This window comes from Chryseobacterium sp. KLBC 52 (assembly GCF_003347605.1).
Classification (GTDB): domain Bacteria; phylum Bacteroidota; class Bacteroidia; order Flavobacteriales; family Weeksellaceae; genus Chryseobacterium.
This window is the reverse complement of record NZ_QDFZ01000014.1, coordinates 1-21,654: the sequence shown is the minus strand read 5'-3', so window position 1 is coordinate 21,654 and position 21,654 is coordinate 1. Positions and strand designations below refer to the sequence as shown.

The 21,654-nt window shown below is 37.4% G+C and carries 20 protein-coding genes and 1 tRNA gene; 16 read left to right on the top strand and 5 right to left on the bottom strand.

From position 1 onward, the window contains the following. Positions 1-155 precede the first annotated feature (155 nt). The 5 genes from DDF69_RS15200 (at position 156) to DDF69_RS15180 (ending at position 4,055) form a co-directional block, all read left to right on the top strand. Positions 156-1,067, top strand: a complete 912-nt coding sequence (locus DDF69_RS15200) for a hypothetical protein (protein WP_114821514.1) — start codon at positions 156-158, stop codon at positions 1,065-1,067. After that, the gene (locus tag DDF69_RS15195; protein ID WP_114821513.1) at positions 1,054-1,689 is read left to right on the top strand and encodes an ATP-binding cassette domain-containing protein; all 636 of its coding nucleotides are present in this window, start codon (positions 1,054-1,056) and stop codon (positions 1,687-1,689) included. Before DDF69_RS15200 ends, DDF69_RS15195 begins: the two co-directional genes overlap by 14 nt. A 151-nt stretch (positions 1,690-1,840) precedes the next feature. After that, positions 1,841-2,836, top strand: a complete 996-nt coding sequence (locus DDF69_RS15190) for an MsnO8 family LLM class oxidoreductase (RefSeq protein WP_114821512.1) — start codon at positions 1,841-1,843, stop codon at positions 2,834-2,836. 61 nt (positions 2,837-2,897) lie between these two features. After that, entirely contained in the window at positions 2,898-3,449 is a 552-nt protein-coding gene (locus tag DDF69_RS15185; protein ID WP_114821511.1) for an AAA family ATPase, read from the top strand. Positions 3,450-3,491: 42 nt separating this feature from the next. Further along, positions 3,492-4,055: a DUF6624 domain-containing protein gene (locus DDF69_RS15180; protein WP_114821510.1), complete on the top strand. Its 564-nt coding sequence runs from the start codon at positions 3,492-3,494 to the stop codon at positions 4,053-4,055. Here DDF69_RS15180 and DDF69_RS15175 read toward each other — a convergent pair. Together DDF69_RS15175 and DDF69_RS15170 are read right to left on the bottom strand one after the other, a co-directional pair. Next, positions 4,052-4,390: a nuclear transport factor 2 family protein gene (locus tag DDF69_RS15175; protein ID WP_114821509.1), complete on the bottom strand. Its 339-nt coding sequence runs from the start codon at positions 4,388-4,390 to the stop codon at positions 4,052-4,054. The two genes, DDF69_RS15180 and DDF69_RS15175, sit on opposite strands and share 4 nt — an antisense overlap. A gap of 93 nt (positions 4,391-4,483) precedes the next feature. Next, positions 4,484-5,620: a tetratricopeptide repeat protein gene (locus DDF69_RS15170; protein ID WP_114821508.1), complete on the bottom strand. Its 1,137-nt coding sequence runs from the start codon at positions 5,618-5,620 to the stop codon at positions 4,484-4,486. A 158-nt stretch (positions 5,621-5,778) separates the two neighbouring features. Here DDF69_RS15170 and DDF69_RS15165 point away from each other — a divergent pair, with 158 nt between their 5' ends. The 8 genes from DDF69_RS15165 to DDF69_RS15130 all read left to right on the top strand — a co-directional run bounded on the left by DDF69_RS15165 (position 5,779) and on the right by DDF69_RS15130 (position 18,530). Next, the gene (locus tag DDF69_RS15165; RefSeq protein ID WP_114821507.1) at positions 5,779-6,282 is read left to right on the top strand and encodes a DinB family protein; all 504 of its coding nucleotides are present in this window, start codon (positions 5,779-5,781) and stop codon (positions 6,280-6,282) included. Between the two features lie 75 nt (positions 6,283-6,357). Further along, on the top strand, positions 6,358-8,121 hold the full coding sequence (locus tag DDF69_RS15160; RefSeq protein ID WP_114821506.1) for a S41 family peptidase: 1,764 nt from the start codon (positions 6,358-6,360) through the stop codon (positions 8,119-8,121). A gap of 552 nt (positions 8,122-8,673) precedes the next feature. After that, complete coding sequence (locus tag DDF69_RS15155) at positions 8,674-10,836, top strand: type VI secretion system Vgr family protein (RefSeq protein WP_114821505.1); 2,163 nt, start codon at positions 8,674-8,676, stop codon at positions 10,834-10,836. Further along, positions 10,836-12,095, top strand: coding sequence for a tetratricopeptide repeat protein (locus DDF69_RS15150; protein WP_114821504.1), 1,260 nt, complete (start codon positions 10,836-10,838; stop codon positions 12,093-12,095). The genes DDF69_RS15155 and DDF69_RS15150 overlap by 1 nt, the downstream gene beginning before the upstream one ends. Before the next feature lie 18 nt (positions 12,096-12,113). Continuing rightward, the gene (locus DDF69_RS15145) at positions 12,114-16,847 is read left to right on the top strand and encodes an RHS repeat-associated core domain-containing protein (protein ID WP_228412010.1); all 4,734 of its coding nucleotides are present in this window, start codon (positions 12,114-12,116) and stop codon (positions 16,845-16,847) included. A gap of 10 nt (positions 16,848-16,857) precedes the next feature. Then, the gene (locus tag DDF69_RS15140; RefSeq protein ID WP_162800943.1) at positions 16,858-17,448 is read left to right on the top strand and encodes an SMI1/KNR4 family protein; all 591 of its coding nucleotides are present in this window, start codon (positions 16,858-16,860) and stop codon (positions 17,446-17,448) included. Positions 17,449-17,734: 286 nt separating this feature from the next. Further along, positions 17,735-18,229: a hypothetical protein gene (locus DDF69_RS15135; RefSeq protein ID WP_114821502.1), complete on the top strand. Its 495-nt coding sequence runs from the start codon at positions 17,735-17,737 to the stop codon at positions 18,227-18,229. A gap of 216 nt (positions 18,230-18,445) precedes the next feature. Next, positions 18,446-18,530: transfer RNA gene (locus DDF69_RS15130), tRNA-Ser, on the top strand. 152 nt (positions 18,531-18,682) lie between these two features. Here DDF69_RS15130 and DDF69_RS22210 read toward each other — a convergent pair. Beyond that, positions 18,683-18,829: a bacteriocin-like protein gene (locus tag DDF69_RS22210; protein WP_165835290.1), complete on the bottom strand. Its 147-nt coding sequence runs from the start codon at positions 18,827-18,829 to the stop codon at positions 18,683-18,685. A 26-nt stretch (positions 18,830-18,855) separates the two neighbouring features. After that, positions 18,856-18,999: a bacteriocin-like protein gene (locus DDF69_RS22100; RefSeq protein ID WP_002980068.1), complete on the bottom strand. Its 144-nt coding sequence runs from the start codon at positions 18,997-18,999 to the stop codon at positions 18,856-18,858. A gap of 273 nt (positions 19,000-19,272) precedes the next feature. Between DDF69_RS22100 and DDF69_RS15125 the strand changes: the two genes are divergently transcribed. The 3 genes from DDF69_RS15125 (at position 19,273) to DDF69_RS15115 (ending at position 21,123) form a co-directional block, all read left to right on the top strand. Then, positions 19,273-20,133 carry an alpha/beta fold hydrolase gene (locus DDF69_RS15125; RefSeq protein WP_114821501.1) on the top strand — a complete coding sequence of 287 codons (861 nt, stop codon included), beginning with the start codon at positions 19,273-19,275 and terminating at the stop codon, positions 20,131-20,133. 7 nt (positions 20,134-20,140) lie between these two features. After that, positions 20,141-20,509: a VOC family protein gene (locus tag DDF69_RS15120; RefSeq protein ID WP_114821500.1), complete on the top strand. Its 369-nt coding sequence runs from the start codon at positions 20,141-20,143 to the stop codon at positions 20,507-20,509. A 71-nt stretch (positions 20,510-20,580) separates the two neighbouring features. After that, on the top strand, positions 20,581-21,123 hold the full coding sequence (locus DDF69_RS15115) for a hypothetical protein (RefSeq protein ID WP_114821499.1): 543 nt from the start codon (positions 20,581-20,583) through the stop codon (positions 21,121-21,123). Between the two features lie 66 nt (positions 21,124-21,189). On the opposite strand, the gene DDF69_RS15110 is transcribed toward DDF69_RS15115, so the two are convergent. After that, a partial coding sequence (locus DDF69_RS15110) for an IS3 family transposase (protein WP_114820850.1) occupies positions 21,190-21,654 on the bottom strand: 465 nt, incomplete at its 5' end.

The window sequence follows — 21,654 nt, the reverse complement described above, 5'->3', positions numbered from 1 at the left end:
ATATGTTACATTTTATTAGATAGAATCTCCCCTTGCATAGACAAGGGGTTTTTTTTGTGAATTTCAGGTATCCTGATGAAAAATATTTATCTTTAGCGTTCGCAATCTGTCATCTTCAGATGAAAATATTATAAAAAGAGAATCTTTAATCCCCATTGAAAAAACTTTTACACCATTTAAAATTCAGATTTCATCAAAGTTTCAGACTGTTAAATCTGAATCCCAGAGCAAGTATTCCTGTTATGATCATGCTTGGCGCTTTGATTGTAGTGAAGCTGCCTGAAGTCTGTTATTATCCACCTTTGTTTTTTATACTGGCATTGCTGTTTCATTATGAAAGAAAAGATATTCCTTTTTTGAAAAAAGTTTTTGTCACCAGCTGGCGATGGGTTATTATGTTGGAAGCAGTATTTATTTACAGTGTTCTGCTTTGTGGAAACATCCATTACAAACTGGAGAGAACAGCATTATTTTCACTACCGGCCTTTGTCGTGCTGGCTTTTATCACACCAAGAACAAGACCCTGGCTGGCGTTACAATGGAATTCTATTCCGGACGATTTATTTGAATGGAAAAGTTTTCTGAGAAAAAATACCTGGCTGGCAATTTTCGGCCTTATCGTAATCTGGGGTTCGGCTTATCATCCTGTAACGTTGATTCTGGCAGGAGTATTCGCACTGGATTATGTCTCACATATTTACGAGCTCAATGAAAGCAAAGAAATGCTGGAAATGTATTTCAGGAAATATACTTTAAAAGAGAAACTCAGGAAAAACTCACTGTTTTTTAATATTTTACTGTTGCCAGTATATGGTTTGTTTCTCGTTCTGCATTCTGCCGAGGCCTTGTACATACTTTATTATTTTGTCTTTATGAATCTGTATTTCTTACTGATTCTCACCAGAAAATACAAACAGTATCATTACAAAGAGAGAGGAAATCATTTTAATATGGGAGTTTTTATTGAATATACAATATGTAGTTTGACCATCATTCCGGCACTATTTGTATGGAAAAAAAATATAAAAGAAGCTTCCCACAATATCAAAACTTATGTTGGAGATTAAAAACGTACAGGTCCATTTTAAAAATCAGAAAGTTTTAAACGATCTGAATCTAACCATAGAAGAAGGCTGCATTGTAGGACTGCTTGGAAAAAACGGAGCCGGAAAGACCACTTTGTTTGAATCTCTGTACCAGAGTACTCCGTTTTCCGGAGAGATCACATGGAAGAACGAACAGTTGAAACGCGAAATGATCTCCTATCTTGAAACTGAAAACTACTTTTATCCTTACATTACTGGAGAAGAATATCTGGCCTATTTCACTTCAAAAAAAGAAGCGGAGGTTAAAGATATTATTGAAAAATTTAATCTTCCTTTAAAAAAATATGTACAGTATTACTCCAGCGGAATGAAGAAAAAACTGGCTCTCACCGGAATGCTGATGCTGGATAAATCTATTAATATTCTGGATGAACCTTTCAATGGAGTGGATTTTGAAGGTGTTCATATTCTTTATGATATTATCAGACAGTTGAAATCCCAAAATAAAGTAGTAATGGTGAGTTCCCATATTATTGAAACCCTTTTTCATACCTGTGATAAGATTGCACTGCTCCAGGATGGGAAAATTGAAAAAATCTACGGAAAGGAAGATTTTGATCATCTGAATGCTCTAAAGTTTTAGAATAGGAAAATCAGTTACTATTTAACACTGTGTGAAACTGCGGCGGTGGAGGCTGTGGAACCCGTTTATGTGCATAATCACTTTTTATAAAGAAACCTTCCGATAAGCGGAAGGTTTTTTCATAACTTCACCATAAAATAGATTCAAGAATATGAAGCTGAAGTTAGGGATATTAGATCAGTCACCCACCACAACGGGAGGAAGTGCTGCAACTGCATTGACAAACAGTATTAACCTTGCTCTATTAGCGGAAGAAACAGGATTTCACAGCATTATGTATTCTGAACATCATGGCGTAGAAGCATATGCCAGTTCAAGTCCTGAACTTTTAGCTGCCATTGCCCTCAGTAAAACAAACCGGATCAAAGTAGGAACGGCAGGGATTATGATGAGAAACTATTCTGCCTATAAAATTGCAGAATGGACCAAAATGCTGTCTACCTTGTATCCTGAACGGTTTATTCTCGGACTGGGAAAAGCACCGGGCGGATTAAAAGATGCTGTAATGGCACTCAACAATCATAAACCAGTCATTTTATCCAATATGGAAACAAAACTGGAAGAGATCATTCAATTCATAAAAGATGAAGAAGGAGTTTATAATGGACTTATCGCGCAGCCGACTCATGTACAGCATATTCCGGAAATTATGTGGCTCGGTTCAGGAATGACTTCTGCCAGAGAAGCAGCCAAACACGGGATCGGATATTCATTCGCCGCTTTTATGAATAGTGCAAATGGAAAAGAAAATACAGATATTTATCTCAAAGAATTTGATAGCACACAATATTTTCCTCAGCCTTCATTACAGGTTGCGGTAGCGGTATCAGTAGCAGATAAAATTGAAGATGCCAGACGGAATGCCTATGGAATGGCCTATCAGTTTTTGCAATCCAGGCAATTGGTAAGTCCCAATGCGGTTCTTTCTCCGGAAGCGGTAGAACAGAAAGTTTTGGGAACAAAGGATGAGGAAGAATTCTTTGCTGTTTTAAACAGAATTATTATAGAAACACCACAGTCCGTTCATCAGAAATTAAATGAGATCGCCCAGAAATACAATACAGATGATCTTCTGATCTTGTGTAATATGTACCGGGAAGAAGATCGTATCAACACCTATAAAAGTATCATTAAAAATAACAGATAAACTCCACAGTATGAAATTTCTGTGGTGCGATGCAGCTGTATTTATCCTTTAATTCAAATCCATGAAACAGAAGATATCAACATTATATATCATTACAGGAGGTCCTGGGGCAGGAAAAACAACGTTGCTGGATGAATTACACCGGCATGAATGGATAACTGTGCCTGAAGAAGGAAGAAAAATCATTAAAGAACAGATGGATTCCGGTGGTGAAGGGCTTCCCTGGCTTAACAAAGAACTTTTTGCAGAACTGATGTTTAAAGAATCTGTAAAAACCTACCTGGAAATAAGCAAAATACCTCATAAGAAGCCTGTTTTCTTTGACCGTGGGATATTGGATACGTTGGGCTATATGAAACTTGAACATATTTCAATTCCGGTGTCTATGGAAGCACAAGCGAGAGAAATGGTTTATCATCATAATGTTTTCATTCTTCCCCCGTGGAAAGAAATCTATGAAAACGATCCTGAAAGAAAACAAACCTTTGAAAAAGCAGTGGAAACCTTTGAGTGTATGAAAGAAATTTATCAGGAATATGGTTATACTGTTATCGAAGTTCCTAAAGTTTCAATAGAAAGAAGAGCCCGTTTTATTCTTGATCGAATCACATAGAAAAAGCCCCTCATTCATCAATCATCATTTATCAACTATTATATGAACAATCTTCCTTTTGAAAAAGAACTGATCGAAATGGCTGACCAGGATCTGTCCGTCAGAGAAAAACTATTGCTGGCTGGTGAATTATCCGGAGGATATCATCCTGAAATGGAAAATATTCATAGAGCCAATGCCAGACGGCTGCGGGAAATTATAGCAAAAATTGGTTATCCCACCATCTCAAAAGTCGGCGAGAAAGCTAATGATGCAGCCTGGCTGATTATCCAGCATGCTATCGGTGAACCTGAATTTATGAAAACATGTTATGCTACGATGGAAGAACATTCCAATGATATTAATCCTTTGCATAAAGCCTATTTATATGACAGAATTCAGGTTTTTCAGAGTAAACCTCAAAAGTATGGGACACAGTTGACCTCTGAAGGAAAAATTTACCCAGTAGAAAACAAAGAAAACTTAAATGCAGAGCGTGAAAAGGTAAATCTACGGGTTCTGCCTGAATCAGATATCAGCAAAATTCCGGAACCTGAAGCTATTCCGGAAATTGATAGCAAAGACGTTGAATATACAGCTTGGAGAAAAAAAACAGGCTGGATTTAAGACTCTTTTAATAAAGGTCTCGGATCAAACAGAACTTTTAAAATACGGATCTTTCCATCTTTTATATGATACCATCCCGAAGATTCTATTGTTTTTTCTCCCATATCAATATTGTACCAGAAACATACATCTTCACCGGAAGTAAAAGTCCTGATAATTTCATACTTAAATTTCATCTTCTGCATATCTTTCATATAAACAGAAGCTCCTTCTCTCTTACCCAATACTCCTATAAATTTAAAGTCAGGATCGAGACAGCTTTCCGCCTTGTCAAAATCTTCTTCATTTAAATAGTGAATAAACTGTTCTGCTACGTTTCGAGTTGTATCGTCCATAAATATTGTTTTTATTGTTGAATACAAAATTAAAGGTTCACTGAACATTCCCTTGTGACTATAATCACAAAATGCTTTTATCTCTTTTTGAATTTATTTTAAAACAGGAATTCTTCCTTTTGCATAGGCAATCTGTTCTTTTTCTTTGTTCTGATCCGGATTGTTTTTAAGATACAGCTGATAGTAGGTTGCTGCATTCTTAGGTTGTTTCAGGTTGAGATCATAAAGAAGTCCCAAACGGTAATAAATAATATTGCTGGTCCCAAAAGTCAGTCCTCTTTTGTAAGCGGTCACCGCCTCGTTATACTGATTTTGAGCTTCATAAATGCCTGCCAGTGCCGCATAGTAAAGGCTGGTGTGGTCTGAAATAGCTTCATCAATAGTCTTTTGAGTATAGATGGCCGCATTCTTATAATCTTTCAGTTCACGATAGCTCAATGCCATAAAATATAATGTGCCTTCATTTTGCACTCCCATATCTTCCAGCATTTTGTAAAGTATAATACATTTCTGATAATCCTTTACATAAAAATAAGCCTGTCCCACATCGTTCATTACATTCACATCAGCATGATTTTTCAGAAGCTTTTCACCAATTTCAATCACTTCCGGATATTGGGTGAGCTGATTGGCCACAGGCAGTAGGGCTTGTTGTAAAGTAAAGTTTTCGGTATCAGCAGCGATCGCTGTTTTCAATACATCATAAGCGGGTTGATATTGCTTAAGACCGCTGTAGGTTAGGGAAAGATCATAAGCCACATCAGGATCGGCAGCATTCAGGGTACTGGCTTTTTTAAGATAATGAAGTCTGGATTCAGGTGTTTCTGCATAAGCAGCAAGTTGTTTGTAAGCACTAAAATTAAGGCTGTCAAGCTGAATGATCTGTTGAAGATAGGTTTTGGCATTAGAAACATTTCCACGTCTCGAATTGATACTTGCCAGGCTGAATAAAGTAGGTACGTTGTTGGGTTGAATGGTATTGATTTTCAGATAATTTTTTTCTGCGTCCGGAAGTTTTCCCGCCATCATATTACAATAAGCAATTTGTGAAAGGGCTTTTATATCCTGTGTATCTCCGGGATATATGCTCTGAAGATAAGTAGCAGCATTAGCATAACGTTGTGTTTCGTAAAATTCAAGAAGTTTTTCAGTATCAATTTTTGCAGACTGGGCAGTAAGATTTTTAAAACTTAATAGAATAATACACAGGCAGATTCCTCTTTTCATCATGGTTATTTTTTAACTAAAATATTGGTTATTTATTGAGCTTCCAAATTTTAGACTCACTTATTGGGGATTATTTTAATGTTATGGCTGATTTAAAATAAAACCCTAACCCCAATATCATTAGATTTCTTATATTCACTTTACGGAAAAAAGCAAAAGATATGGAAATAAAAACTGTGCAGTCATTCCTTGAGTATTATGAAAAAATAAGAGAAAGAACCAACCGTATTATTAAAGTTGTTCCTCCTGAACATATTGATTTTTCCTATAAACCCGGCAAATTTACCATTGGTGATCAGATAAGGCACATTGCTGCCATTGAACGGTATATGTATGGAGAAACCATTACAGGAAGAAAAAGTGCTTATCCCGGATGTGGTAAAGACCTTGCCGACGGCTATGAAAATACAGTTCAGTTTTTCAACGAAATGCACAGGCAGACTCTTCACATCATTGAAGGACTATCAGACGAAGATCTTACCAGAAAATGTCTTACCCCAGCCAATAGTGAAATTTCTGTATGGAAATGGCTTCGTGCCATGATAGAACATGAAATCCATCACAGGGCAGAATTGTATATCTATCTGAATCTTCTGGACGTAAAAACACCTCAGATTTATGGGCTTTCTGCAGAAGAAGTACAGGAGAAAAGTGTGAAATTATAATGTTCAAGGGGAATAGCTGAAGAATGCTCAATCGGTTGAGGTTAATTTGTATATTAGCCCATTCAAAAAATAATAATGACCAGACCTCTTATCATTCCACTTTTGTTATTCGTCAACATTGTCTATGCGCAGACCCAGCTGGAGCTTAAACCGGGAGACACCCTGAAATATTTGCCACATTCTCATAAACCATCGTGGATCTCCGTACAGTCTGCTGATGCTAATCTGGGAATCGCTTTGTTCACAGATGGAAAAAAAATGAGAGAGCAGGATGATTCCAGAGGAATAAAAAGTGTGGAGCGTTTGTATTTTACCCCTGAAAAAGGAAAAAAATATGAAGTAAAAATCTGGGCCAAATCTTATCTTGAAAAAAGTAAAATCGCAAAAGTATCTATTGCAGAATCCAAAAACGTACCTGTTTTGAACGGCCAGTTCAGTTCAGATCAGTTTGTAGAAGACCTTAAAACCTTCCGGTCCATCAGGGAAAAAGCAAATTCTGGACTTTATGTATACAGAAGCAAAAAACAGATGGACAGCATCTACCAGCAGGCGGAACAAGAAGCCAGAAACAGTAAAAATATTTTTGAGTTCTATAAAGTCATTGCCAAACTTACCGGATTTGAAGGAAGCTGTCATAATTATACAGATCTACCCAATCATGCTTCGTATTATCTCACCCAGAAACCTGAATATTTACCCATCACTCTGAAGAATATTGACGGACGCCTGCTTCAGGATTCAAAAGAGGCAGCAATACCTCTTGGTGCTGAAATACTCGCCATCAACGGAGTTTCCGCAAAAGAAATGATCAGCCGCTTTTCTCAATACTATTTTTCTGACGGATATTCCATGCCTTACAAAGAAACAACAGGTTTTGAAAGAGGAATGCTGGATAAATTTTATATGGAATTTGGCAGCCATAAAAATTATGTGATTCAATATAAATGGAATGACACTGTAAAAGAAATTGCTCTGCCGGGAATACCGCTGGAAAATTTTAAAAAACTTCAGGAATCCAGATATTCGCTTGCCTTTGACAAAAAATTGCTGTCTGAAAAATATAGCTTCAGCAAAGAGGGAGAAAATATTTACAGATTATCTTTGAGAGGATTTGATTTTGCAACCGGAAAAGAAGATCCCGCCTATAAAAAATTCAGTGCTTTTCTTGAGCAGATGATGGATACTCTGGAAAAGGAGAATATACAGAATCTGATGATTGATCTTAGAGGAAATACAGGAGGCACAGGAGCACTTTATGAAAAAGTATTCTCTTATCTTACGCAAAGACCATTTCGTGATAGTCACTATGCTTATACCCAGTTCAATGAAGTTCCTTTGGAAGAAAAACTGGTTATCACACCTCTTTTTCTTTCTAACGGAGTACAGGATAAGCATGGACTGAATGCCTATCTGAAGCAGCTTTATCCTAAAAGTGTTCAGGGAAAATATTATTGGGCAGATGACAAAAATCCTTCCATTATGCCTAATGAAAGAACTTTTAAAGGACAGCTTTACCTTATCGTAGACCAGAGGGTAGCTTCTGCAGCTTCACATTTGGCTTCTCTCATTAAATCCTATACCAATGCCATTGTGATTGGAAAAGAAACTGTTGGTGGATACTATGAACATAATGGCCATCTTCCATTAGTGTATGAACTACCAAATACAGGAATTCAGACCGGATTTTCTATTGTTCATGTCATTCAGGATGCTCAAAACCTTCCTGATCAGAAAAGAGGACAGGGAATTATTCCTCACATTACCATACAGCAGACCGATCAGGAATTTTTGGATCAGACCGATGTTTATCTGAAAAAAGTATCAGAAATCAGAAAATAATAAAGAAACTCAATCATATCTATAAAGCAGCTTTACATTAAAAGTGTACAGCTGTTTTTTTATTTCAATCAGCAAAAATATTTTAAATTATTTCTATTTTAAGTGATAAATTAGTGTTCTTCAATTATTAAAAATTGTTAAATATTTGTTTGATATATAGATGTTTATTTCTTTTTTTTAATCATTTACTTTAGAATTATTTATAAAAAGTCGTAGAACTACGACAAAATTTCAGATTACCTGATGAAAATTTTCTGAATAGCAATTACCGTTTTATCTTTGTACTACCACCAATCCAATTATAAAAAATTAATAATGATTAAAATCTGCATATTACAACCATAAAATCAAGAGAAATCTTGAAATTCAACAGGGTTATGAAGTAAACTTACTCTTACACTTTTCCTTTTAAATACCCTGTTTTGATCTCAATATCCGGATTCATTTTTACAAATGAAGTATGGATAAAGAAAATTGTATCTGAATTTTGTTGCTCAGATCAATTTCAGGCTTAAAAAAATCTGACACTCAATCAATCAAAATATTACCATTATGTTTCAGGACGATCATTCACCCAAAATGCCTGTTTCCCAAGATAAAATTTCAGCTGTAAAGAATATTAAAGAAACATTGACAGATCAGGCTGTCAGCAAAGCTGCTCAGGAAGTACAGGAAAAATCGAGCGGAACCATTAAGAAAACTACAGAAAAAATGGCTCAGGCTCAGGCGTATACAGGCCTGGTTCAAAACGGTTCTCAAATGTTTATGAATCAGGTTAAACAACCGAACCCTCCTACACTGGTAGAAGATAAGGTATGGACTAAACAGCCAACTTCAGGGATTTATAATGCCAGTACAATACCCGGAAACCAGGTCGCCGGGATCAATCGTGTGGTAAAACTTGAAATCGTAATTGATGGAAAAGTGATAAAACATTTCAAGCATTTTCAGTTAAAACAAAGTGCGGTAAAACATCATGAATTCGATCTGATGCTGGCTCACGATACCTTAGGAAGTTCAGAAAACCACAATCTGGAAGAAGCTCAGAACTTTCTTGGAAAAAGAATTACTGTAATTTTCAGATATAAAGACGTTGAAGACGGCCCGGAAAGAAACTTTGTAGGAGTGATCACAGAAGTAGGTTTCAGCCAGGAAAAAGGAAGCCTGGGAAATATTGTTCTTACAGGATCCAGCCCTACGGTTCTTTTGGATGCAGCTCCTCATATTCAAAGTTTTGGCGGAGCACAGGAAATCAGTCTCAACAGTATTGCAGATCAGGTAATCAAAGAAGGACTGGGGCAAAGCAGTTTTGATTTCAGAGTAGATGCAGCCCATGGAAATGTTTCTTACAGCTCACAATATGAAGAGACTCACTATAACTATCTGGCCAGGATTGCAGAAGCTTACGGTGAACAGTTCTATTATGATGGTGAAGTGCTGCATTTCGGAAAGCTTCCGCCTCAGGAAAAACCTGTGAAGCTTACGTATGGTAGCAGCGTGAGCGATGTTAAGATAAAAATGAAAGCTCAGCACGTTAATCCTTCATTTTATGGTTATAACAGCAGTAAAAATGAAAAATTAACAGCAGGAAATTCAAAAATTAACCATACCTCTGATATCGCCAAAAGAGCGTATGAAATTTCAGAAAAAACTTTTACAACACCATCGTTGAGAGTTGCTCCCATAAAAGCAGTGTCTTTCATGGATGTGGAAACTTCCCAGAAAGGAACTGCCGGAAGTAAGGCCGCTGAAGTATTTGTGATTTCAGGAATCACCACAGTGCCATTTCTTTATCCAGGCTGTATCGCAGATATAGAAATGAGAAAAGCTGAAAGTAGTGAAACAACCTATTTTACCAAACTGATGATTACGGATATGTATCATGAGGTAGATGCAAGAGGATATTATACCGGAACATTTGAGGCTATAGCTTCGGATACCGGATTTATTCCCCGTCCGGAGTTTCATACCCCGAAAGCAGATGCTCAATTTGCCAAAGTAATTTCCAATGTAGATCCTTTAAACCAGGGTAGAGTTAAAGTACAATTCGACTGGCAGAATGGTTCTACTACGACAGAATATATCAGGGTAATGACTCCCGATGGAGGAGGCAGCGAAAAAGTGAGCAAAAATCGTGGGTTCATGGCGATTCCGGAAGAAGGAGATCAGGTAGTGGTCAATTTCGCACACCAGCATCCTGACCGTCCGTTTGTAATGGGAGGAATGTTTCATGGAGGCGTTGGCGGTGGCGGAGGCGCCGGAAATAATATTAAAAGCTTAAGCAGTAAAAGCGGGCATACAATGAGTCTGGATGATGCCGGCGGAATTACCGTAAAAGATAAAGATCAGAATTCTGTTTTTCTGGATGGAGCCGGAAATATAAGCATAGACAGTAAAATTTCTATTACGCTGAATTGTGGAAGCAGTTCAATTTATATGGATAAAGAGGGAAATATTCAGATTAAAGGAAAAGAAATATTCGTACAGGGAGTCAATATTGGTGTTGGTGGAACAACGAGTATCGGAGTTGGAGTAGGACCAGAAGACGGTGAACCTACTTCCGGTGTCGGAATTAAATCTGATACGCTCGATATCGGAACCAATACGCTTTCTATGAGAGGGGATACTGAAGCCAATTTGAGTAGTGGAGGAAAAATCAACGTAGGAGGTGGAAGTGAGACGAATATTGTAAGTGGAACTGTAAAACTGAATTAATGAATCCGGTAGATTTGGAGCTGGTTAAATTAAAAAGACAATGGCAGAAAGTCGTTTCAAAAAATAAAGAAAAACCTATGCTGATCTGTATAGGAGAAAAACATGAAACCGATCTTTTTGACGGATTTATCAAGTCGAAGCTTTCTGAAGATGAAGAAGGAGATGATGTCTTTTTACTCCATTATCAGGAATTTAACGGAATGAACTCCTTCGGACAAACCTTATTGGATGAATGGACTGAGTTCTATGAGATGCTGAAAAAAAGCGAAGAAAATATACCCCAATGGCATTTGAAAAACCCGGAAGAAAACTTTAAAACAGATGCATATAAGGCATTTTATCCTTTAATGGAATTAAAGAAAAACTTCCCCAATATCAAAGAGTCTAAAATCTACATCTACATTGCTCCGCTCAGGATCAGCGATACCGAAGAACTTTCTTTGTGGGTGAAAGAGTGGTGCAGGATCTGTGAAACATCAGAAAATAAAGATATTAAACTGGTTTGGGCAGAACATCACACCTACAGAACATTGCCGGAAATCTCTTCAGCACACAGGTTCAGAATAGAGGTCGACATTCATCAGTTGATGCAGAATACAGCTGCTCATACCAACCGTAAGAAGAACAGCCCGGATACGGATTTTCAACAGCAGATTCTTATCGCAAGTAATCATTTAAGCAAAGAAAGATTCAAAGAAGCTGAACATGCATTGAAAACAGCCGTAAAACTTGCCCGGGAACAAAAGAACAAACAGGGAGAGATTTCTGCCTATTTTATGCTTACCCAGGCTTATACCGCGGATAGAAAAAAAGAAAAAGCAGAAGATACCTATCAGACGATATTGAAAGAAGTGGAGCAGGATACACCCCTTGAAATTCAGATGTATATGAATTATGGTAGCTATCTGTTAGGGAACTCCAAAAAGGCTAAAGCAGAAAAAATATTTGAAAAAGCTGCAGAAACTGCTCAGAAAATAGGAGAATATGCAATGGCGATTGAGTGTTACAGAATCATCGCTACATTGAATGATACGGTTCTTACAAAAGATAAAATGATCAGATATTTTGAAAAATGTCTGGATATAGCAAAATTGATGGATTCTTCAGCAAGAGAACAGAGCAGCCTGAGGTTTGTAGCCTCCATGCTTATTCTCAAATATGAAGGCGACACCGATAAAAAAACAATACTGGACAATGAAATGAAGACTTATTTTGGTGATGACTGGAAGGTGAGTGTAGAAAAACCAAAAGCAGGGTAATCTCAAATTAAAAGAATCATGGCAGATCTGAATAAAAAAACAGTAAAACCGATCAAGGTAGCAAAGCCGGACATGAACCCGGACCGCTCCTGGAAGGTAAACGCAGACGTTACTTCGGTAAGTTGGGATAAAACCACACAAGGCTGGAAAAACGGAATGAAAAATAATTTTGATTCCCTGAATCCTGTTTCTATGGCTAAATCCATAGTAGGAGCAGATGCCGGACAGCCGGAAGAAAGCAGTGGAGGCGGAGGCGGCGACAGTGCTGTGACAACAGAAAGAGCAGCTCCGGAAAGCAAAGTAAAACTGATTAAGGTCAATAATCCTGCAATGCCTTCCACAGCCATTCAGCATACAAGTAAGCATTTTGATATTGTGCTCGCCATTGATATCCACTGGACGCTCATTCCACCGCCACCTTCCTTCATGTTTATTCCTTTGCCCTTGCCTCATCCGTTTATTGGGATTGTTTTTGATATTATGGATTATATCACCATTAAAATTACAATTCCACAATTTGCACGAAACCTGATGCCCTCTCTTCCTGAAAATATTCCGCTGGGGGGCTCAATATATGTTCACGGAAGGCATAAAGCTACCACTACAACCAGTGTGATGGGAGTGGTTATTCCGTTCAGACATGTTACATCGCTTATTCCGGTGTATATCATTCCTTTTCCTCAGGAAGCTCCACATGAAGGAGAAGTGTATTACGGTTCACAGACCGTTCTGGCGCAGGGAAGTAAAATGAGCGGTAACCAGCCTCAGCAGGTATTAACCTGTATGGGATTTCCTTTTGGAATGACAATGCTGCCCGCAATGCCGGATAAGCCGAAAAAAAATCCACTGGCCTATTTTGCTTTTTACAATAACTTTTCAAGCATGTATATTCAGATCAATACGGGTGGACCGGTATTGGTAGGAGGCGCTTTTGTACCCCATGTTTATACCGCCGGAGAAATGGTGATGCGTCTTGCCGGAATGTTTTTAATGAGAAGTTTAACCAAGAAATTAGGAAAACTTGGTGCTAGCGGTTTAAAAAAGCTGAACAACAGTGTTCTTAAAAAAGCTCCTTTTAATAAATTCAAATTAGCCAATGCCTTATCCAAAAAATTATGTCATTACGGTCTTGAACCTGTGAATTTTGCAACTGGTGCCATGGTTTTTGAATGGGATGATTTTATTATTCAGGGTAGTACACCTTTAACCTGGAAAAATATCTGGCACAGCGACCGGCCTTATGATTTCGGACCTCTTGGAAATGGAGTTTTCAATAATCATGATCTGTTTATCCTTCCTGATGAAGATAATAAGTTTGCAGGCTGGATGCATCCGGACGAAAATATGGCAATGCTGATTTCTGCACCTGAGATCGGAGAAGAAATGACTTATTTCAGAGATCAAAAGATATGGCAGTACAGACCCAATAGCAGTATTTGGATTGTTCGTAAAGGAACTGATATCTACACTTATACCCGTTTTCATCATGTTACAGAAGGAGTGATATATAAAGTTGCAAAGATCGAATATGGTGACGGAACTGTTCGCGAATATGAGTATGAAGCCCGGAATATTGTACTGAAAAGTATAAAAGATGTTAAAAGTGGCTGCAGTATAGAAACTGTGATTCACCCGGAACACAAAAAAGTAACAGAAGTTTATTATTGTTATAAAAAACAGAGAGATCTTCAGGTCAGGTATGATTACGATGAGCGTGGCAACCTTACCCATGTCTGGGATATTCATAAAAAAGCCATTGTGTTTGATTATGATGGAGAAAACCATGTGGTGAGAAGAACCAACCGTAACGGAATGAGCTATCAGTGGAAATATGACAAAAACGGAAGAGTAGTTCATACCAAAGGTACGGATGGATATATGGAAGGAAGACTTCATTACCATGATGAGGAAGGTTACACAGAAGTTATCTATCCAAAGCAAAGCAATAAAACCGAGGAATATCATTATGATGAAAACTTTCTGGTTTACAAAAAAGTAGATGGAGAAGGTGGAGAAACCTGGTACGATTATACAGCCCACAACGAGTTGAAAATGATAGGGTCCCCGGAAGGAAGAGTTCAGGGATATACCTATGATGAAATGGGAAATATTAAAGTTTTCCATACCCCGGATGGCGAAGAATACCATTATCAGTACAATGAATTCGGACAGGTAATTGCCCGTTTCTCTCCTTCTGGAGCTTCGGAAACATGGAGCTATGATGAAGAGGGAAAACTGATCAGCTATACCGACCCTGCCGAAGAAACTGTATACTATGAATATGCAGACGGTGAAAAAATTCCTGAAAGCAGCAGCAGAGAAGAGATTGTTACTTATTATAAATATAACCAAAGAGGTCAGCTTACTCAGCTCACCAACACCGCCGGAGCCGAGCAGTACTGGAAATATGATGAGTATGGAAGGCTGACGGTGTTCAGCCCGGGCTCTTTAAACAGAACCCTCTGGAACAGGGATAAAATGGGAAGAGTGGTTGAAGTGAACGAACAGGGGCAATTCCCGTTAAAACTCCGTTACGATGCCTATGATCTTCCTGTGTATGCCACAGATGGTCGTGCAGAATGGCTCATGAGTTATACGCCGATGGGAAGCCTTAAACGTCAGGTCCGTAGAAATGCTTTGTCCCATAAAAAAGAAGAAACGTTGGTTTTCGGATATGATGCTTATGAAAACCTGATGAGCATTACCAATGAGAAAGGAGAAATTTACCGGTTTGAAAGAAACTATAATGACGAAGTCACCGGGGAGATAGGTTTTGACGGCCAGAAAAAGTTCTTTATAAGAGATAAAGACGGAATGGTTACCAAAACCAGGACTCCTCAGGGAAAAGATATTTTTCATGAATATGATCTGGGCGGAAGATTAACACAGACCCATTATCCCGACGGAACCTGGGAAGCCTATCAGTATGACACTTCAGGATTATTGGTTAAAGCAGATAATGAAAACAGCAGTGTCGCTTTTCAGAGAAATAAATTAGGACAGGTCACCAGTGAAAAACAGGGTGAGCATACGATTCAATATGAATATGACAGTCAGGCAAATCTGATTGGTCTAAAAAGCAGCCTGGGAGCCGAAGTAGACTATTCTTATAATGATCTGGGACAGCTTACATCGGTAACTGCCGCTACTCCGGAAGTGCATGCACCCTGGCAGATGAATCTTGAGATCAGCCGGAACGGGCAGATGCATTCCCGTGAAATGACCGGCGGGGTGGAAAGCACTTTTGAATTTGACCATATCGGAATGCCGGTAAGTCAGAAAGTAATAGTAAATAAAACCAATACTACCTTCCATAAAGATTACAACTGGGGAGCAGGAAGCAGGTTGCTGCATATGCTGGACAGGGTGACGGGCGGAAGAACAAGATTTGATTACGATGCTTTCGGAAGCCTTGTTGCTGCAGAATATTCAAGCGGAGAGGTACAGTACAAAAATCCGGATGCTACGGGATGTTTATATGAAAGTGCCCGGCAGACTGACCGCGTCTACGACAAAGGAGGAAAGCTGATGCGTGATAAAAACTGGTTCTATCATTACGATACAGAAGGGAATTTATTGTTAAAAAGTAAACGGCCAATCAACGATGCCAGACCTGAGCATAAAGAAGAACAGGAGAATACGCATCCTTATTATAAAACCATTGCTTCAGATTGGCTGAACAGCCCGAAACTGCCGGATGGAGCTGATTTACCCAATGTAGCGGAAAACTCTCCAACAGAAATTCAAAGCACGGAATGGTCCGCCGGAGACTGGGCATATTCCTGGAATGCCAACGGAATGCTGGCCAAAGTAAAACGCCCCGACGGCAAAGAAGTAAGCTTTGAGTATGACGCCCTCGGCAGAAGAACCTCAAAAATTGGTCTGAAGAAAATAACTCGTTATATTTGGGATGGTAATGTTCTTCTGCATGAATGGAGCTATGATGCAGAAGAAGTTCCTGTAACGGTTGTAGATGATGACGGGAATGTCAGCGTTGGAAAAGAACCTGTGGAGAATGTGGTGACCTGGGTGTATGAGCGAAATTCATATATACCATGTGCCAAAATTATCAATGGAGAAAGTTACTGCATTGTTTCTGACTATATAGGCAGACCTGTTCAGGCTTTTGATGAAGGAGGGCAAACCATATGGAGTACAGAATATGATGCCTATGGAAACCTTAAAAACTTAAAAGGAAATAGATATTTTATTCCTTTCAGACAGCTTGGGCAGTATGAAGATGTAGAAATAGATGGGCTTTATTATAATCGTTTTAGATACTATGATATTCAAAGCGGAAATTATATAAGTAAAGATCCAATAGGTCTTTTAGGAAATAATCCTACATTATATGGATATGTGAAAGATACAAATGCCTGGATTGATGTTTTTGGTTTACATGAAGTAATAGGTTCCCTTGATGGAGTTCCTGTAACAACTCCTAAAGGTGGTTATTCATGGTATAGTACTCCGGGGTCATCAAAAGCCCCTTTTAATGGATTTGGAGCTAGAGGACATAGTGAAGCAAAATTATTAGAACATTTGGAAAGCACTAAAGGAGGGAATTTAAAAGGAACCAATTTGGAAATTATATCAATGGGACAAATGACAAAAGGAGGAAAAGGACAGCTATCTACTTTGCCTCCCTGCGATAGATGTTTGAAGGGACTTGAAGCTTTCGCAAATAAACATGAAATGGATATATCTTATAAATGGGAAGGTGGTGAAGTTACATTTAAAGGATATAAATAAATACTATATAATGAACATAAATTACATAAAAGAAAAATTAAATTTTCTTAAAGCTAATCCAGGGAAATTGAATACAATCATACAAAAAGAGTTTTTTCTTAATCCTGTTATCCCTGAATCAGAAGTTTTTTCTATTGAAAACAACAATAAAATTAAGTTTCCTGAAGATTACAGAGATTTTATTACGAAAATAGGGAATGGTTGCATTGGACCTGATTATGGTCTTTTATCATTACAGGAATCAATGATTGACTTTAAGCTCAGAACAAAACCTGCCATTAATTTATCAATACCTTTTCCTTATTCTGAAAGCTGGAATGAAGATTGGATTTTTGATATTGATTGGGATGGTGGAGAGCGGCCAGATGAAGACCAATTAAATCCATATATGGATACTAGCCATATAAATGGATGTTTACAGATTGGTCATATTGGGCATGGATGTACATATCTTTTGGTTGTAAACGGAAGTGAACGTGGAAAAATTTGGACTGATGACAGAGCTGATTATGGAGGCATAAATCCTTTACTGGATGATAATGGCCTGGCAATATCTTTTGAACGTTGGTATCTTGATTGGCTTGAGGAAGTTATTGATTAAAGTGGTAAATTTTGTAGAATATTCTCAAATAAGAACTGTCGCAAAAAATCTGGTTTTAAACATAGATGAAGATTGACATACGTTACAATGCTTTTGACGTTGTCAAGAAAATTTGTGACATAGATGAAAGAAATGAAATACTAAAGAAGTTACTTAATGATACGGATTTTCAGAAATATGCTCGGAGAGTTCTTAGTTTTTGAGGCAAGTATTGTAAAGTTTATTAAATCATTAGAATAAAAAATACTGTATAAAATATGTAATCCAAATCCAATTCAAATATATTATGAAAAAAATATTCTCAGAACTTAAAGGTTTCGTGGTGTTTAGTCCACAGCTTTTAGCAAAATATCTGGAAGAAAATCACCTTTCCGGTAATAATATTTTAAAATATTTTGTAGAAAACGAACATGGGGATGAAATAACAAAATCAGGAATTGCTATTCCAATTATAGGGGTAGAGGAAGACTATTACACATTCCGTGTTTCTGTAAATGAGGAAAAAATTCTGAATGATGATGAAGTAGAGGTAGAATCAAGAGGCTGGGTATTTCAGACCGCCAATAATGAAGTGAAAATTGTAGGAATTGGCTATTTAAAAGATATTACTACCATTAATGAGGAAAACAGTATTACGCTATCATTAGAAAACGGATGGCATTCTTTAAAGATTCGGGGAGGAAGTAAAAACGGCGAAAGATTATTTGAGTTGCATATGGAGAAACAGGATGCATACCCGGCTTTCAGCGGAGATGTTACTACCGAATATTATTACGGATAAAAAATATGTAAAAAAAAAGATCCAAGTAGAAATGTTTTATTTCTGAGTTTAAATAGCTGATGTTGAGATTGTAGTACCTATATTTTCTTAGGCTGAGAACACGGCTATCCCTTTAAAACTCCAGAAAATGCGAATTTTCTTGAAAAAATATTTTGTCAGTATTAAAAAACTTTCTATATTTGCACCACTGAAAACAACGGTACTACCGGAGTTAAAGGAGAGTTGGCAGAGTGGTCGATTGCGGCAGTCTTGAAAACTGTTGACTGTAACAGGTCCGGGGGTTCGAATCCCTCACTCTCCGCAAAGAAAACCTTAAATCAATTGATTTAAGGTTTTTTTATTTTAGAGTAATCTTAGATTGGCATCAGTATAATAAGAATACCCTATATAGCTTAAAAATAAAAAGCCCCGCAATTCAAAATCGCAGGGTTTATTGTTGAGAATAAAGTCTTTTTAACTTAAAATCTCACATGGTGCTATACAGATCACCCACGGACATCTTTTAATTCCCGGAGGTGGACAGCATGCTTCGGAACAGCTTACTGCTCCGCCATTAATACTTTTCAACTGATCTCTTGAAATTTTTTTAGAATTTTTCATAGTCAAGTAATTGCATTAAACGTAAATTAAGGCTGGTTTCCACCACCACATCCGTCGTAAGGCATACATTGCCACTTACCACCGATTAAACATAGCTGACCACCTCTGCAGTCAATTCCACCCTTAATTGTTTTCAATTCCTGTCTTTCGATTTTCTTTAAATTTTTCATAATAATTTTTACGTTTAGTTCAATTCGAAATTAATCAAATTTTATCAACTATTGTAGAATTATTGTAAAAATATTTATTTTTTAATTGTTTAATTGTAGTATATTTTATGTTTATTTCATGGAATTAAGTAAAATGATTTGCTGAGACTGGTTTTAAAACCAGTATTGAAAGAGTTTATCTTGTTTCAATAAAATCTTGTCCTGTGACAAGTCCGTTTTCAGATTGACTTGGTAATTTTGATTAAGAGTTTAATTCACCAAATTTATAATATTATGAAAAGTTTATTCAAATTCTCTGCATTATTGGTCCTAACGGTTTTTCTGACAGCATCGAAGGTATATGGACAAAAAACAAAACCCTCTGAAAGTGGCTATGCGCCTGCCAACGGAATTAAAGTGTATTATGAAGTCTATGGTAAAGGAAAGCCTGTCGTGCTGTTACATGGTGCGTTTATGACGATTGATCTGAATTGGGGTGAGCTGATCCCGGAATTGTCTAAAAACAGAAAGGTAATAGCAATTGAATTACAGGGACATGGGCATACTCCCTTTTCGGAAAGGAAATTATCACACGCTACTTTGGCCAGTGATATTACAAAGGTAATGGATTATCTGAAAATTGATAAAGCTGATGTTGCAGGATACAGTTTTGGTGGGGAAGTGGCCTATCAACTAGCGATACAAAGTCCGGAAAGACTGAACAAACTGGTTATTATTTCTTCAACATATAAAACTAACGGCTGGCTGCCTGAAGTCAATAAGGCACTGGAAGGAATGAAACCCGACCTCTTTACCAACAGTCCTATGCATACCGCCTATAATGCTGTAGCACCAGATAAAACAAAATGGACACCATTTCTGGAGCAGATGATGGCGTCTGCCGGACAGCCTTTTGACCTTGGTGATACTAATATTTCTAAAATTCCGGTACCGGTTTTAATCATAGCTGGTGATAATGATGGACTGGACAAAACAGAACTCTCAAAAACGTATAAACTATTGGGAGGTGATGTTTTTGCGGACATGGGAGAAATGCCCAAATCTCAGTTAGCTATTGCTCCGGGGCAAACCCACGTGAGTCTGATGATGCAGACGGCAATGATTCTGAACTATCTGAATAATTTTTTAAAATAGCTTGAGGATGAATCCAAAATTTGAAGCAGGAATTAATATCGCTATAAAAATTCCCAAAAATAAATATGAAAAAACAGTTGCTTTCTACAGAGAAATTTTGAAATTAGAAGTGGAGGAAAGACCCATTAATAATCCTACGGTTTCCAGAACTCACGAGGTAAAATTCGGAAATAATATTATTTGGCTGGATTGTGTCGACAATTATACCCATTCCGAAACCTGGCTGCAGCTCACGGTTCCAGATGTAGAAGCGGCCACAGAATACTTATGGTCAAACGGTGTGGAAACCTGTGACGAGATTGAAGAACTTCCTGACAACATGCACTGGATTACTGATCCTGCAGGTACTGTGTTCAATGTACAGGAAAGAAAATAATAAAAGACAGAATAATGCAGAAAATTTTAATAACTTTAACCATCAAACCATTAAAATTTTAAAACATTCTCATGCAGACGAAACCATTCAATTTCATTGTAACCCTCTTTTTTCTGGCATTAAGTGTGACTGTATTTTCACAGAAAACAGCAGCTTTGAATTCTTTACTGGACAAAAATTCAGAATTTATATTTCCACAGACACCTGATAAAATATCAAAAGCACTGAATGTAAAAACCGTTTTTTATGAAGATGCCAATGAAGAAAAATATGCAAAATGGACCATGAAAACAGGGCTGCAGCTTTATTGTGGTCTTGGGAAAAATAACGCTGTCAATGAGATGTTTTTCGAAACTTCAGACAATACATCTTTAGTAGTGGAAGGGCTTCCTTTTGGCCTTGTCCTGAATAAAAGTACATTACAGGATAGTAAAACCAGGTTCACTCAATACAATACTAAAACACAAAAATTAGGAGCTGACAGTGAATTCCCAGGTGGATCAAAACTGACTTTTAAAAAAGGAAAACATTATGCAACATTGTTTTTTGACAGTAAAAACCGGTTGAAATCATTAGGTTTAACACCAACGCTTGCTGATCCGGCAGCCAATTAAGTACTGGAAAATTAAAATAATAATAACATCCGTCATTATAGACTGCACCCAAAAGTTTAGACAAAATTAAACAATATTATTATATGAAAGAGTTCGGTACTGTACCGGACTCTTTCCTTTTAGATTAAGTCTTATCCTGTCGTTATTGTAATACTTGATATACTTCTTTATTTCTTTTTTGAGCTCATCAATGGTTTTAAATTTCTTAGTATAGAACATTTCAGATTTTAAAGTTCCAAAGAAGTTTTCTATTACTGCATTATCCAGACAGTTTCCTTTGCGGGACATACTTTGGATAATGCCTTTTTCTTTTAACAGGTGCTGATAGGCTTTCATCTGATATTGCCAGCCTTGATCAGAGTGGATAATGAGGTTTTCAGTATTTTTAATTTTTCTGAATCCTTTTTTGAGCATATTCACAACCTGCGCAAAGGCAGGCCTTTCTGAGAGATCGTAACTGATAATCTCGCCATTGTAAAGGTCAATTATCGGCGAAAGATACAATTTACTGCCCGAAACGTTAAATTCTGT